The sequence below is a fragment of the Mycobacterium sp. C31M genome, from assembly GCF_053345865.1.
In genome coordinates this window covers 37,996-52,308 of sequence record NZ_JBKFAX010000005.1, presented here as the reverse complement: position 1 = coordinate 52,308, position 14,313 = coordinate 37,996, and the positions used below count along the sequence as shown (strand labels likewise).

General features: G+C 65.5%; 10 protein-coding genes. 1 reads left to right on the top strand and 9 read right to left on the bottom strand.

Translation table 11 applies throughout. The annotated features are described in order from the left end of the window. Positions 1–23: 23 nt before the first annotated feature. A complete protein-coding gene (locus ACLBYA_RS09425) occupies positions 24–2,225 on the bottom strand; it encodes a hypothetical protein (protein ID WP_447709128.1) in 2,202 nt (733 codons plus the stop codon). A 4-nt stretch (positions 2,226–2,229) separates the two neighbouring features. After that, a complete protein-coding gene (locus ACLBYA_RS09420) occupies positions 2,230–2,901 on the bottom strand; it encodes a hypothetical protein (RefSeq protein ID WP_447709127.1) in 672 nt (223 codons plus the stop codon). Between the two features lie 256 nt (positions 2,902–3,157). Here ACLBYA_RS09420 and ACLBYA_RS09415 point away from each other — a divergent pair, with 256 nt between their 5' ends. Then, on the top strand, positions 3,158–7,057 hold the full coding sequence (locus ACLBYA_RS09415) for an alpha/beta fold hydrolase (RefSeq protein WP_447709126.1): 3,900 nt from the start codon (positions 3,158–3,160) through the stop codon (positions 7,055–7,057). Between the two features lie 80 nt (positions 7,058–7,137). Here ACLBYA_RS09415 and ACLBYA_RS09410 read toward each other — a convergent pair whose 3' ends face one another. The 7 genes from ACLBYA_RS09410 to ribD form a co-directional block, all read right to left on the bottom strand. Further along, positions 7,138–8,625: a hypothetical protein gene (locus tag ACLBYA_RS09410; RefSeq protein ID WP_447709125.1), complete on the bottom strand. Its 1,488-nt coding sequence runs from the start codon at positions 8,623–8,625 to the stop codon at positions 7,138–7,140. A 366-nt stretch (positions 8,626–8,991) separates the two neighbouring features. Beyond that, complete coding sequence (locus ACLBYA_RS09405) at positions 8,992–9,816, bottom strand: FkbM family methyltransferase (RefSeq protein WP_447709124.1); 825 nt, start codon at positions 9,814–9,816, stop codon at positions 8,992–8,994. Positions 9,817–9,825: 9 nt separating this feature from the next. Beyond that, complete coding sequence (locus ACLBYA_RS09400; protein ID WP_447709123.1) at positions 9,826–10,680, bottom strand: glycosyltransferase family 2 protein; 855 nt, start codon at positions 10,678–10,680, stop codon at positions 9,826–9,828. A 274-nt stretch (positions 10,681–10,954) separates the two neighbouring features. Beyond that, positions 10,955–11,938: an endonuclease/exonuclease/phosphatase family protein gene (locus tag ACLBYA_RS09395; protein ID WP_447709122.1), complete on the bottom strand. Its 984-nt coding sequence runs from the start codon at positions 11,936–11,938 to the stop codon at positions 10,955–10,957. 25 nt (positions 11,939–11,963) lie between these two features. Further along, positions 11,964–12,833: a sugar phosphate isomerase/epimerase family protein gene (locus ACLBYA_RS09390; protein ID WP_447709121.1), complete on the bottom strand. Its 870-nt coding sequence runs from the start codon at positions 12,831–12,833 to the stop codon at positions 11,964–11,966. A 150-nt stretch (positions 12,834–12,983) separates the two neighbouring features. Beyond that, a complete protein-coding gene (locus ACLBYA_RS09385; protein WP_447709120.1) occupies positions 12,984–13,133 on the bottom strand; it encodes a hypothetical protein in 150 nt (49 codons plus the stop codon). A gap of 168 nt (positions 13,134–13,301) precedes the next feature. Then, a complete protein-coding gene (ribD, locus tag ACLBYA_RS09380) occupies positions 13,302–14,300 on the bottom strand; it encodes a bifunctional diaminohydroxyphosphoribosylaminopyrimidine deaminase/5-amino-6-(5-phosphoribosylamino)uracil reductase RibD (RefSeq protein WP_447709119.1) in 999 nt (332 codons plus the stop codon). Positions 14,301–14,313 lie beyond the last annotated feature (13 nt).

The following is a 14,313-nucleotide window of genomic DNA, read 5'->3' as shown; positions in this document are numbered from 1 at the left end:
ACCGCGGCTCAGCTCCGCTCAGCTCAGTCGCCGGGGCGAGACTCGGATGCCTTGTCCTGGTTGATACTCCGGAACACCAGCGTGGCACCGTCCTCGTAGAACAACGTCCAGTTCGGTGATTCGCGCAGTGCGTCCTGCAGCAGCTCGATGGCCTCGGGCCGGTAGTCGCCGTAGTAGCGCAACGCCTTGTTCGACTGCTCACTGAACATCAGGTAAGCCATATAGGCCTCGCGGGTGGCGTTGTCGTTGAGCGTCTTGATGTCATCGTCAGCCGGGAAGTTCGCCTTCAGCTCCGGCAGTCGCGGATCCCGCCCGTCCCACAGGTCGTAGGCGATCGTTTCATCGAAATATGGGTTGAACAGCGTCAATTCGGCGTAGTCGGCATTGAGCCGGGTGGGCAGTCCGCTGGGACGCATCATCACCAGCCGGGTGCGCGGGTCCGCGTCCTCGGTGATCGAATTCATCAGGTCCAGCTGCGCACGGGTTTCCACCACCATCGGCCACAGCGCGACGTATCCGTGCAGTCCGGCCAGGGAAAGCCCACCGAGGCCCAGCACCGCGACGACCCGCGTCACCGCCGCGCGCGCGCCCACTCGCGACCGGTCCACCGCGCCGACCACGGCCGGGGCGATCAGGATGCCGCAACCCAGCAGTGCGTACAAGTAGACGCGGAAAATCGCCTCACCGCCGTAGCTCTGTCCGAGCAGCAGTCCGAACGACGAGAACGCGACGATCGCCAGCCCGATCATCGGACGCTTGCGGCGCCACAACCACAGTGCACAGCAGAAAGCGGTCAACACCACGATCACCGACAACGACCGCACCACCAACGAGGTGAAATCCTTTGCCGGCATGCCCGAGGTCACCACATTGCTGGTGGCGTTGCTGACCACGCTGCTACCGGAGAAGATGCCGTAGGGCAGCACCGCTTCCAGATTGAGCATCAGATAACTGCCGACGATGCCGACCATGACCGCGGCGATCCACCAGGGCCGGGCACGCCGGAAGAGGCACAGTCCGCAGGCCACCGCAACAGCCCAGAAGGGCGTCAGCTGGTGCGTCGGGACCGTCGCGGTGAACACCACGATCGCCAGCACGCCGCTGGCGCGGCTGCAGGGAGATGCCAGCAGCAGCACGATCATGCCGAAGGCCAGTGCCAGCGACCATGCCTGTGGTGAGAAGTAGTCCTGCCCCACCCAGTTGAAGACCTCGACCAGGAAGGCCGCGGTGATCGCGGTGCGCCGGGACCGGCCGAGGACACGCGCCGCGCAGTACACGGCCAGCGCGATGAGCACGTGGATGATCGGCGCGAAGACGTGGGCGATGGTGATCGGGGCGATGCCGGTGACCTCGCTGAACCAGGCGAACATCACGAAGAAGGCCGACCACTGGGCGTAGATGTCGGTGCCGTCGGGCGCGATACGGCCGTGGACCAGGATGTAATCCACCACCGCCAGGTGCTTGTAGGTCCAGTCGTAGAGCGGGACCTCGGTCGCCACGAACGTCGTCACCCGCGAGACGACAATCGCCGCACCGACGGCGACGGCCGCCGGAACCAGGCGTCGATCGCGGACCGCGACCAGCAGCGCAAACGTGCACAGCACGATGCCGACACCCAGCAGTGGACCGGTACCGGAGAACAGCAGGCCGTAGTAGCTCGCATCCACCCCGGGCAGACCCGGGATCGCCACCATCCACAGGACCAGCGCGGCGATACTCAGAAGTAGCGAAAGGTGCTCGCGGACAACGGATTGTCCGGAAACCACGGTGGACGCGGCCCGTCGCCACCGGAGCCGTGGCTCGAGGGCGGCATTGCGGGTGCGGTAGTACCAGTAGGCGCTGCTGGCAACCACCGCGACGACCTGCACCCACAGGATGTCGGCGGGACTCCACCGATAGGACCACATCGCGGCGATGCCGACCAGTGTGGTGATCGCGGCGCCCAGCACGGGAACCGTCGACAACACCGCCCGACGTGGGATGTCCACCCAGGTGAGCACGGCGGCACCCGGGCCGATCGCGATGAACAGCATCAGCGCGATGCCACACACGGTGTCGGGCAGGCCGGTCAGGGCCAGCGCTCCGAATATTGCGCCTGCCGCCGCCAGGTCGGCCGGCCGCATCCGCAGCACCGGCAACCGGCGCGTCACCGGCATCCCGTCAGCGGCGGGATCCGTCTCCCCCACACTGGTCTCCAGCGTCGCGGTCATCGGCTGATCCAACATGTCATCATCGTGATTCCTCGACGAGCTCGCGGGTGTCGACTTCGGGTTCGGTGTCCTGCGGGCCGGCGAAACCCGCGGTGCCGACCACGGTGACCACGACCAGGATCCCGTAGATGCACAACCGCTGCGCGGCGCCGGGCCCGACGATGTCGAGGCTGCCCACATACGTGAAGAACCCGAACAGGCTGACACACCCGGCACCCACGGCGATGATCCGCCGTTCGACCGTCATCCGTGCCCTCGCCCCCACCGCCACCAACAGTGCCGCCACCGAACCGCAAGTCATGAACACCATCGTGGCGGTGACATTCCAGGCGTAGCTGGTGTTCTGCGTGATCACGCCGCTGACGGCCAGGCCGATTCCCGCGACCGACAACAACAGGGCGCTTCCGCGGTCGGCCACCCGCTGCACCAGCAGGCACACCGCCACCACACTGATCGCCAGACCCGATACCCCCAGCGCGACATTCATCGCGCGGTACAGCTCGCTGCACGGCCAGTTTCCGACCGGTCCGCAGAATGCGATTCCCAACGGTCCGACCAGGTCATTGCGATACCCGTAGAGTCCGCGCCACGAAGCTGCCACCACCCATTCCGCGGCGAAGTAGATCAGTGGGATCAGGGCGACCCACCCGGTGAACCGGGCCGGTGACAACCTGATTGGGGCTGGACGCACGGGAACCTCACCATCCTCCGCCACGGAGGCATCGATTACATACGAGACTGTCGCCGACGCCGAAAGCAATGCACGCGCAACCGAGTTCGACTCAACCGCCCGAGATTAGCAACATCGCACGACAATCGGGCGGCTACCTCTACCAGTATGATCCGAATCACTACTTTGGGTAGGCTAACCAATTCTCACCGTACTGAGTATTCTCCTTCTGGCGGGTTCACCGCCTCAATCGACCTCCCGCTAGGAACAACCACCCATGCCCACGACTGGCCGACCCGACACCTTGGGCACGCAGCAAACATCCCCTCCGGCAGTCGATCTGGAGGTGCCGGTCACCACCGTAACCGCCGCGGACCCGCTGTCGGCCGCTCCGGTGACCGCGGTGGCCAACCGGCGCGGCGGACTGGGCATCGATATCGCCGCGGTGATGACATCCAGCGCAGCCACCGGCATTCTGGGCTTCGTCTTCTGGACCGTCGCAGCACGTGGTTACGACACCGCGGAGGTCGGTCGGGCCTCGGCCATCATCACCTCGGCCACGCTGATCGCGATCCTGGCGAACTTCAGCCTCGGAAGTCTCTACGAACGCTTCCTGCCCTTGGCGGGATCGCAGACCCGCGGGATCGTGCGTTCCGGTATGGGTTTCGTGGCGTGCACCGCACTGCTGTTCGGTGTGTTGTTCATCCTGGCCGGGCCGCGGGAACAGCTGTTCCCCGACCGGTTCGAGATGCTGTTCTTCCCGGTGTTCGTCGCGATCCTGGCCATCTACACCCTGCAGGACCAGATCCTGATCGGACTCGGGCGGGCTCGCGTCATCGCCGGCAAGAACATCAGCCAGTCCACCGTCAAACTCATCCTCGTCGCGGCCATGATCCCGCTGGCCACCGGTGCCGCCATCGTCTGGTCCTGGGTTCTGCCCGCGGCCGCGATCACCGCTGTCATCGCCATCGTCATCATCCGCCGCGAGACCGCCGGTCGTCTCGACGCACCGGATCTGCCCGAGCGTCGCGAACTCGTCAACTTCTTCGCCAGTTCCTATGCGATCACCGCGATCAACGTCGTGGTGCCGTTGCTGGTCCCGCTCATCATCGTGGCTCAGCTCGGCAACGAGATGAACGCCTACTTCTCGATGTGCTGGCTGGTGGTCAACACCCTGGGCGCACTCATCGTGGCCACTGCCGCACCGTTCATCGCCACCGCGTCCACGCCGGGCGCCGATGTATGGGCCTGCACAAAGCGATTCGTGCTGCTGTGTGGCGGTTCGGCCATCGCGGGCTGCCTGACCCTGCTGGTGACCGCTCCGTTCATCCTCGGCATCCTGGGCCCGCATTACGCGGAGAACGGGACGACGCTGATCAGGACCATGGCGCTGGTGCTCCCCGCGGTCGCGTTGACAACGATCTATACCGCGCTGGCCCGGTTGCAGCGCAAACTTCGGCTGGCGGTCATCTCCCAGGTGCTGCTCGGGCTTCTGGTCGTCGTCGGTGTCATCGTCACGACACCCACATGGGGTATCGATGCCGTCGGCTACACGTATGTCACCGGCGAACTCCTGATCACCCTCGTGCTGCTCGCGCCCACGGTGGCACTCCTGCGCAAGGTCGCGTCGACCCCGCGGGGTCAGGCCCTCGATGGTCCCGCCCGGGTAGCGGTGCGCCCGGACCTGACCGAGGTCGCTCCGATCGAGTTCGACTCGGTGAACGAACGATTCGAACAAGTCGCCATCACCAAGCCGACCGCTGTGGCACTGCGCACCGAGTACGGCTCCATCACCTATGGCGAACTGAAAGCGGCCGCCGACGCCTGGACCGCCGCACTGCGTGGGCGCGACGACCCCGACGCGGCGGTGGCCATGGTTGGCGATCTGAAGCCACAGATCGCCGCGGTGGTCCTCGGCAGTTTCGCAGCGGGCGCCCCACTGGTGCCGCTGGATCCCGGTCTGCCACCGGACCGGATGACCCATATCTTCGACGCCCTACATGAGCAGGGCCGCCACCTCGACACCATCGTCGTCGAGGAGCCCGAACATGCACCGACCACCGGACTGGAGGTCTGGAATGCCACGTGCCCACCGCATCCGACGGCGCAGGCACCCGTTGCCGACGCACCCGGTCGGCAGACCGTCACCAGCATCCAGTTCACCTCGGGTTCCTCAGGCGAACCGAAGGCCGTGCTTCATGTGCACGGAACCTGGTTGAGCGACTGGATTCTGCACCGCGACCGCTTCGGCATCGTGGAGGACAGCAAGGTCGCGCTGTGCATGCCGGTCAGTTTCGCGGCCGGGCTCAATGTGCTTGTCGGCGCGCTGCTCTCCGGCGCCGAGGTCATCGCGATCGACCCGCGCAACTGCACACCCGAAGCCGCGATCGACCGCCTCGCGGGCACCGATATCATCATGTGTACACCGTCATTCCTGCAGTCGCTGACCGAGGTCTCCGGCGATTGCACACTCTCGGGCGTCCAACGCATCGTCACCACCGGGGAACCGGTGTACAGCAACGTCATCCGGCGTGCTCGTGATCTGGCTCCGCACGCCGTGCTCACCAACTGGGCGGGCTCGTCGGAAACCCTGGGTATCGCGCACTACGACATCTGGCCCGAGGACGAGATCCCGGCCGGGGTCATTCCCGCAGGCGTTGCGGTGCCGCACAAGAAGCTCGACATCGATGAGCAGGGCAGGTTGACGGTCACCTCACCCTATGTCGCCGCCGGGTACCTCAAGCCCGATGCCGCCTCCACGACGTTCACCGAGAACCCCGACGGCAGCCGGACCTTCGTCACCAATGACCGCGCACGGATCACCGACGACGGCACGCTGGTGGTACTCGGCCGGATGGATGCCGCGGTGAAAATCCGCGGTTATCTCGTCGAGCCCGCCGAGGTGGAGGCCGCACTGCTGGACTGCTCCGGCGTGCGCGAGGCGTTGGTCATCGCCGATCAGGCTGCCGAAACCCCTTCGTTGACCGGCTATGTGACACCCGAACCGGGGATCCGCAGCCCGGCGGTGGCCGATATCCGCGCCCAGCTGCACACCCGGCTGCCTGCCTGGATGGTGCCCACCCATGTCGTGATGCTGGAGGCCTTGCCCCGCAACGAGCGCGGCAAGGTAGACCGGCGGGCACTTCCGGCGCCGTCGCGGGGCCCGATCATCGCGGCCGAAGCCGGGTTGGAGTCCGAGATCGCCGAGGCCTGGGCCGGGGTCCTGCGTCTCGGCGAGGTCGGACGCGACGAGAACTTCTATGCCCTCGGCGGTGATTCACTCAACGTCCAGCAGATGATCGGGCTGGTGGGCACGCAGCACAGCATCCGGCTGACGGCGTCCGACCTCGCCGCCGCACCGACGGTCGCGCAGTTCACCGGGGTGGTGCAATCCCGGATCAGTGGCGATGCGGCATTGTCCGACAAACAGATCGCCCCGACCACGGTGATCCTGCGACCGCCGTCCGAAGACACCGGCAGCACATTGTTCTGCGTCGCCGGCGCCGGTGCATCCGCGCTGTCGTTCGTACCGCTGGCCGACCGACTCGGCGCCGATACCGCCGTCGTCGCCTTCCAGGCCCAGGGTCTGGAGAACCGGGCGTTCCCCGACTGGACGATCGGCCGCGCGGCGCGCCGGTATCTGCGTGATCTGCTCGCGATCCAGCCACACGGTCCGTACACGCTCGCCGGTCATTCGTTGGGTGCGTTCATTGCGATCGACATCGCCAACCGGCTCACCGCGTTGGGCCATGAGGTCGAGCTGGTGACCCTGCTGGACCCATTCCTGCCGCCCCGGACGGTGCGGGCGGCACGCCGCGAACTACCCGGTGTCGCGTCCACATTGCTGGAGCAGGATCCCGCGGCACCGGCAGTGCTGTGGAAGCAGCGCCTCTGGTTGCCGCTGGCCGGCATTCTCGACGGCACCCCCGACGAGAAGGTGGCGGCCCTGCGCGAGGTGGGTGTGCGGGTCGGACGGCTGCACCGGCCGCGGCCCTATGCCGGTCGAACTCTGCTGGTGCTCAGCACTTACAACCGTGATGACGAACGGGTCTGGCCGAGGGTGCTCACCGGTGAGCTGTCGGTGCAGCGGGTCAACTGCGATCACGACTCGGTGGTGCGCGAGCCGCATGTCGCACGGGTGGCCGAGATGATCGCTACCGACCAGCACCCCCGCTGACGCCCCGAAGTTCCTGTCCCCATACAAGTACGGCCCCCTCCGAGGAGGGGGCCGTACCTGTTTCCGGAGAACCGGAGGTGTTACTCGCTGCTGGAGCTGCCGCCCGAGCTGCTGGAGCCCGAGCTGCTCGACTTGGCGTCCGACTTGTCGGACTTGTCGGCCTTGCTGTCAGACTTGGCATCGGCCTTGTCCGCCTTGGCGTCAGCCTTGTCGGCCTTGTCGGCCTTGTCGTCCTTGGCGTCAGCCTTGTCAGCCTTGTCGGCCTTGTCGGCCTTGGCGTCAGCCTTGTCAGCCTTGGCGTCATCCTTATCGGACTTGGCGTCAGCCTTGCTGTCGGCCTTCTCGTCGGAGGTGGTGTCACCCTTGGCGTCCGACTCGGTGCCCGACTGCTCGGTGTCACCGGCGGTGGCGCTTTCGTCGGTGGTCTCCTCGGAAACCGGAGCCGTCTCCTCGGTGGTCTCCTCGGAAACCGGAGCCGTCTCCTCGGTGGTCTCCTCAGAAACCGGAGCCGTCTCCTCGGTCGCATCCTCGGCCGGCGCCTCTTCCTCGGTGGCGTCGGTGGACGAGGACACCGTCTCGACCGGAGTCGCGGAACCGCCACCGGTCTCGACATCGAGGGTGATGGTGTCATCCTCGGAGGCGACCGCGGACGACGACACCTTACTCAGTGCCTCGACGCTGTTGGTGGTCGCCGTCTGACCGCTGAGTGCCTTCAGCGCATTCGCGATCATGGTGGGGTACTGGACAAAGAACGTGTCGATCGGCCCGCCCGGGGTCAGGAGGCCCGGGAAGACGTTCCAGTCCTCGGCGATGCTCGGGCTGTAGCCGTTCAGGAACGCACCGAGCACCTTGGCCGGCAGGTTGATCGTGTGACTGATCGCGGTCACCACGTCGCCGGCCTGCGCCGCGATGCGGATCTCATCGAGGCTGTCGGTGAAGCGGAACATCGCGCTCACGAACGGAACCATGATGGCGTGCGGGATACCGACGAGCGAGGTGTCGCTGGCCAGGATAGAGTCCAGAATGGCAGCGATTGCCGGGGCGCCGACGTCCCGGGCGACCTGACCCGGAACCGCGAAGCTCGGGTACAGCGGCCAGCCCGCGGCACCCAGACCGAAGATGAACCAGTCGTTCACATGCGCGAAGGCCTCGGTGAAGTGGCCTGCGGCCAATTCGGCGTTGGCCCGCTCCAGCACACCGGGCAGCAACTCGTTGTGCGCGGCCCAACCGGCCTGCGACTGCTCCCAGCCCAGACGCAGGGTCTCCTGATGCTCGGCGAGGCGGTCCTGCAGCTGCTGGGCCACGGTCTCCGGACGGAACAGGATCACCGAGAGTTCACGCTGGAGCTCCGGGTTACCGAGGATGGCCGACAGGTTGGGCACCAGGGTGGCCGACATCTCGCCACCGCGGTTGCTGATGTTCTGGAACGCCTTCCCGAACGTGCTGCCCAGCACCGCGAATGGGTTCTCGAACGCGACCAGCTCGACCGCGCGCTGCTGTACGGCAGCTTCGATGGCCGGCAGATTCTGTGCGACGGGGGTGACGGCGATGACCGATGCGCCAGTCACCGCCACCGAGGCGATGAGCAACCTCTTCTTCAGAGGCGCGGATGCCGAAGGTGCAGACCAGAAGTCGCGCCCCGAGTCCGCGTGTACAGCGAGTGACACGGTTCTCCTAATGTGGATTGATCGTTGATTAGCCAAAGACGGCTATCGTGAATGTTATTGCAGGACAAGACCAGTGACAATAGCTACCTCAACGCGGACGTCAGTTTTGCTGAAAGTTCTATCAGGAAGCACTATCACATTCATCACACGCACAGATCAACCGGTCCATGTCGAAGCATGCGGAACCGACGAAGCTGCCCATATGGATGCAGAAACACCGCGCAACAAGGACATTCGGCAAACGTCAAGCGAGCGTTGCGCTCGGTATCAGCGGGTGATGGTGGCCTCGGAGAACTTCTCCAGAACGGCACAATCGAAGAGCATCAAGGTCTCGTCCCGGATCAGCGTGTCCAACTTCTTGCCTGCCACCGCCTCGTACAGCGGAGCCAGGCCGCCGGACCCCGGCAACATCCAGTCGTGCGGCTCGATCATGATGCAGGGGAACGCCGAGACGGCCTGCGGTGAGGCGCGGCAGACCTCGGACTCCGCACCCTCGATATCGAGCTTGAGGATGAACGGCGCCGCGTCGGGGATCTCGGCGATCAGCTGCTCCAATGTCACCGAAGGTGTCGTCCCGGTACCGGAAACCCGGTTGGCCCAGGATCCTTCCTGATCATCAGTGCTGAGATTCACCCCGTCGCCATGACTCCAGAGCGCGGCGTGGATGGGCTTGATCCGCGGTTCGTTCGCACAGTTGCGCTCGATCATGTCGACGCACTGGCGATCCGGTTCGATCGCCAGGATCACCGCGTCGGGAAAGTGCTCGGCGAGATAGAGCGCCGAATAGCCGACGTTGGCGCCGGCATCGACGATCAGCGGGACCTGACCGGTCTGCCGGATTCCAGCCGCCACCGTATTCAACCGGGCCATCCAGAACGGATGGGCGTCGTATTCGCGTTCGGTGAAGATCTGCGCCAACACGAAAGGGTCACTGTCGGTCGGCCGCACCACCAGATGGTGGGCACCACAGCGCACCGTGACCGGCGTCCGCATGCCAAACGCCCGCCTGCCGACCAGGTTCAGCGCATTCGCCAGGCCGATGCTGTGCGTCAACGACAAGGTGTGGCCGAGCTTCTCACGCAACTTGCTCACGACGATGCCTCAGCGCGAGGCAGTCGACGCACGCGTCGCCGCAGTCGTGGCGCGATGCAACCGCCGCTCCCGGCCGATGGTCCGCAGTACCCGCAGGCCGTCGGTGACGGCATTGAGGTTGCTGCGTCCATAGATTCGCTTGCCCTCGAAGCTGCTGACCTCGGTGATCTTCAGGCCATTACGTGCAACGCGGACATTGATGACGGTCTCGATCTCGAAGCCGTCGCCCCACTGTGCCGCGTCGACACGCGTCGGCGGGAGGTCCAATACCGCAAGGTGATGACGCCAGAAAGCGTTGTACCCGTAACACAGATCCGTGAAACTGGTGTCGAACAGCTGGTTCACCAGCCAGTTGAGTCCCTTGTTCCCGAACCGACGCAGGCGGGTGATGTCATCACTGCCGCCGGCACTGGTGAAGCGACTCCCCTTGGCGAAGTCGGCACCGGACACCAGCGCTGCCACGAAATCGGGGATCTCTGCCGGATCGGTGGACCCGTCGGCGTCGATCATCACAACGATGTCGCAGGTGCTTTCCTCGAACCCACAGGCGAGCGCGTTACCCTTCCCGCGTCGAGTCTGGTTGACAATGACCGCTTCCGGCCACAGCTGACGCGCCACCTCGACGGTGTTGTCCACCGAGTCACCATCGACGACGACGATCTGATCGACCGCGGGCATCCGCTTTGCGACGTAGGGCAGGTTGCGCGCTTCGTTTCGTGTCGGGATCACCACCGTTACTGTGGGCCGACCTGCGCCGTCACCGTGGTCACCGGTATCCGTTTCGCGCAGACAACCGCAGTTATCGCGATGCTCGATGCGTTTGCTGGAAAGCGTCTCCACGTCGATATCGATCGCCTTCGACATGCGCTCCACGCCCGTGCCCTCCACCGTATCTGTCAAGGGACTCATTACCTTTCAGGTTCATTCAGGCACCGGGAAGCGGGTACAGACACCTGGTCTGCGCGCGCCAGCCACTGGGAAAGTTGATTGCGAAAATTAGACTAGCGAGCCTAAGGGCCGAATTGTCAGCTACGTCGACCAATATGACGCAGCCCACACAGTCAATACTCAGGATCGGTGGGTAATCTGCGCCGCCACACCAAATCAACTGTGCGACAACCCATCAGATGAATTCAAACTAGGGTTTTGAATTCATTTCCGGCAGAGCGAGATCACCGATGACGCCGAGATGATCGGAACCCGGCAGATCGAAACGGTCAAAGGACAACGGTTCGAACCCGCGCGCCAGGATGCGATCGATGGCCAGCACCGGTGGCACTAACCGCCCGGCCGGGAAGGTCGGGACCACACCGGCACCCACATGCTCGGCGGCATCGATCAATCGCGGCGCATCCGGCCTCGCCGAATTGGCCAGCAGTTCCCGGTATTGGCGGTGATCATAGGTCGAGTTGAAATCGGCGCCCACCAGCATCGGGTACGGTTCGGCCGCAAAGATGGGACGTAGCCGCTTCAGCTCATAGACCCACTTGAACGCCGGTTCCGGATAGGGAGGCAACGGGTGCAGTGCGTACACCGCCGCCGGCGCCGCATCCGGAAGGTCGACGACCGCACGCAGGTTGTTGAGAACGAAGTCCGGCAGCTGTTCACAATCCCGCAGCGGATGACGGGAGTAGATGCCGGCCCCACCCCCACCCTCACGAGGCCGCTCACACGCGTACGGCAGGACATCCCGCAGACCTGCCGCGGTCAGTCCGGTAACCGCAGACCCGGTCAACTCGATGACGGTCAGCAGGTCGGCGTCGTGGCTGCGCACCGACTCGACCAGCGACACCGGATCAGCGCTGCCGAGGCGGATATTGGCCTGCATCAACGTGACCGATTGCCGGTGCGGCTCCGCGCGGTCGACACCGCGGTACAGCGGTGCCTGCGTGGCAACACCGACAAGCAGCACGGCGAGCGCCAGGACGGCCGTTCGACGGAACCCGCCTGCCAACACCAGCAGCAGCGCGGGAAACGCTGCCAGGACCGCGATCGGGGTGAACGAGGCAATCCAGGCCACCGCCGTGCTGGTCACCCCGATGAAATGCGCACCGATGCCGATCGCCGCACCCAACAGCAGCAGGCAGCCGATGACCCCGGCCGAGAAACGAAAACGGTGCACTGTCAGAAAGGCTACAGCCGATCGCTCATGCGGTGCGGAACAGCGGCGACCACTCGGAGCCATCGACCGCGTCGAGCACCGTACGCGCGGCCCGCGCCGCGGCGGTGGCCCGCACCAAGGCCGGTGCGTCACCCTGCAGCGGAGCCTCGACACTGATCGGAATTCCGGCGGGTAGCGCACGCAGCATCGAGATCAGGTCGATCCCGCCCGCACCGGGTAGCAGACGGGCCGAACGTCCCTGATACATCAGCTCGGCCATGGTGTCCGGCCGTTGCGCCGGGGCATCGCAGATCTGCGCGTAGCGGATCCATTCCGCCGGTAGTGCTTCCAGATCCGCCGGCGTGCTCAGGGCACGGTCATAGTGGATGGCGTCGATGAGCAGCCCCGCCGCGGTGGGACACTGCGCGATGAGCTCGGCCGCCACGTGCAGATTTCGCACCTCCGTCCACGGCATCGGCTCAAGGTTCAGCGTCATCCCGAATTGAGCTGCCAGCAAAGACAACTCGGACAGGTTGTCGGCTGTCCGCCGCAGATCGGGGTCATAGCCGGTGACCAGGACATCGGTGGCGCCCAGGAATGCCCCGGTCTCGAGAAATTCCTCGTAGTCACCGCGGACATCGGTCTCCGGGACCAGTCGCACCACTTCCACATCGAGCAGCCGCAGGCCCGAATCATCAAGGCGGCGTTTGGTTTCCCGGATCAATGCGGTCATACCGATGGTCGGCCGGACCGGTTCGGCCGGCGTCGCGCGGATGAGCCGGAATCCCACCGCGTCGTAACCCGCCTGGACGGCACAGCTGACGAGTTCGGCCGGATCCAATTCGAGCACGGTCAGCGGTGCCAGCGAAAGAAGACGGCCTCCGCCGTGCCCTCGGGGCTGCACAGGCGTACTCATCGATTCTCCTTGCCGACACGCGCGATTCTCGCAGGAAATACCGCGATACCAACCATCATCGCCGATCGACGCTCGGATGTGTGGGCTACCTTTACGCGGTGGCCAATTCCACAGACGGCGGTTTGTCACCGAGTCGGAAGTTTCAGCAAATCAGCAGCGCTCGACGCCGGGTGCCATGATCTTCGGTGCGCGGCGGTATTGCACCGGCTGCGCCGAAACCCGGAGCAGATCGAAAACCAGTGACTTGACGGTGTGCGGGTTCATCGGGCCGGTGTTGAGCCAGTCCTGCAGAGCAGTCATGCTCACGTCCTTCGGTAGTGCTCATCACGCGCGAATCGTCGGTGAAGGCGCTGTCAGCAGAAATTCTACCGGCGCACAAGGACAACCGAGTGCGCACGACACCCGGCGATCCCGGCTGTGACCTGCGCAATCGGTAATGTCACAGCGGCGACCGCGGTGTGATCACCCTCACCGGCGATCGTTGGAGTTCGGTACCAGGCTCAGTCGAACGTCGGGGCCGATGGGTTCGATGCCGTCGAAGCGCCAGCGTTGCGCGCCAGTGATGCTGAGCACGCCGACATCGTCCACCGCTGTGATCGGGCCACCGAGCAGGATGGGCGCGACATAGGCCAGGATCCGGTCGATCACCCCGGCGCGCAGGAATGCGCCCGCCAGGGTGGGCCCACCTTCCAACAGCACGGCCGTCCGATCGGACAGCGCCTTGATCACCTCGTGCGGGTCGCGGGTGCGGATCACCATGGTCCGCGAATCGTCGTTGAGAATGTTTGCTTCCGAGGAGATCTCACGCTCCCCGACCACCACCCGCAGTGGTTGACGGTCCGCCAGGCTGCCATCGGGACGTCTGGCGGTCAACGTCGGATCGTCGAAGAACACGGTGCCGGTACCCACCACGATCGCCTCCACCACGCCGCGGTGCCGGTGCACGTCGGCGCGGGCCGCGTCACTGGTGATCCACTGGCTGCTGCCGTCGGCGGCGGCGCTGCGCCCGTCGACGCTGGTCGCGAACTTCCAGGTCACGTGCGGCAACCCGGTGCGCTGCTTGTGCAGCCATTCCCGCAGCGGACCGCCGGCCACCTCGGCACCGAGCATCCCCGCGACCACCTCGACACCGGAACTCTGCAACCGCGCCGCTCCGCCGGCCGCAACCGGGTTGGGATCGCCCGCCGCGAAGATGACGCGTGCGACACCGGCCGCGAGCAGACCGTCCACGCACGGCGGCGTGCGCCCATGGTGATTGCACGGTTCCAGCGTGACCACCGCGGTACCGCCGCGAGCCAGCTCGCCGGCCCGCCGCAGCGCGACGACCTCGGCATGCGCGCCGCCGGCCGGTTGGGTGGCACCGACACCGACCACTTCGCCGGCCGCGTCCAGGATGACCGCCCCGACCGGCGGGTTGGGGTAGGTGGCGCCCTTGACCCGCTCGGATTGCTCGACGGCCAGCCGCATCGCGGCTTCTGGT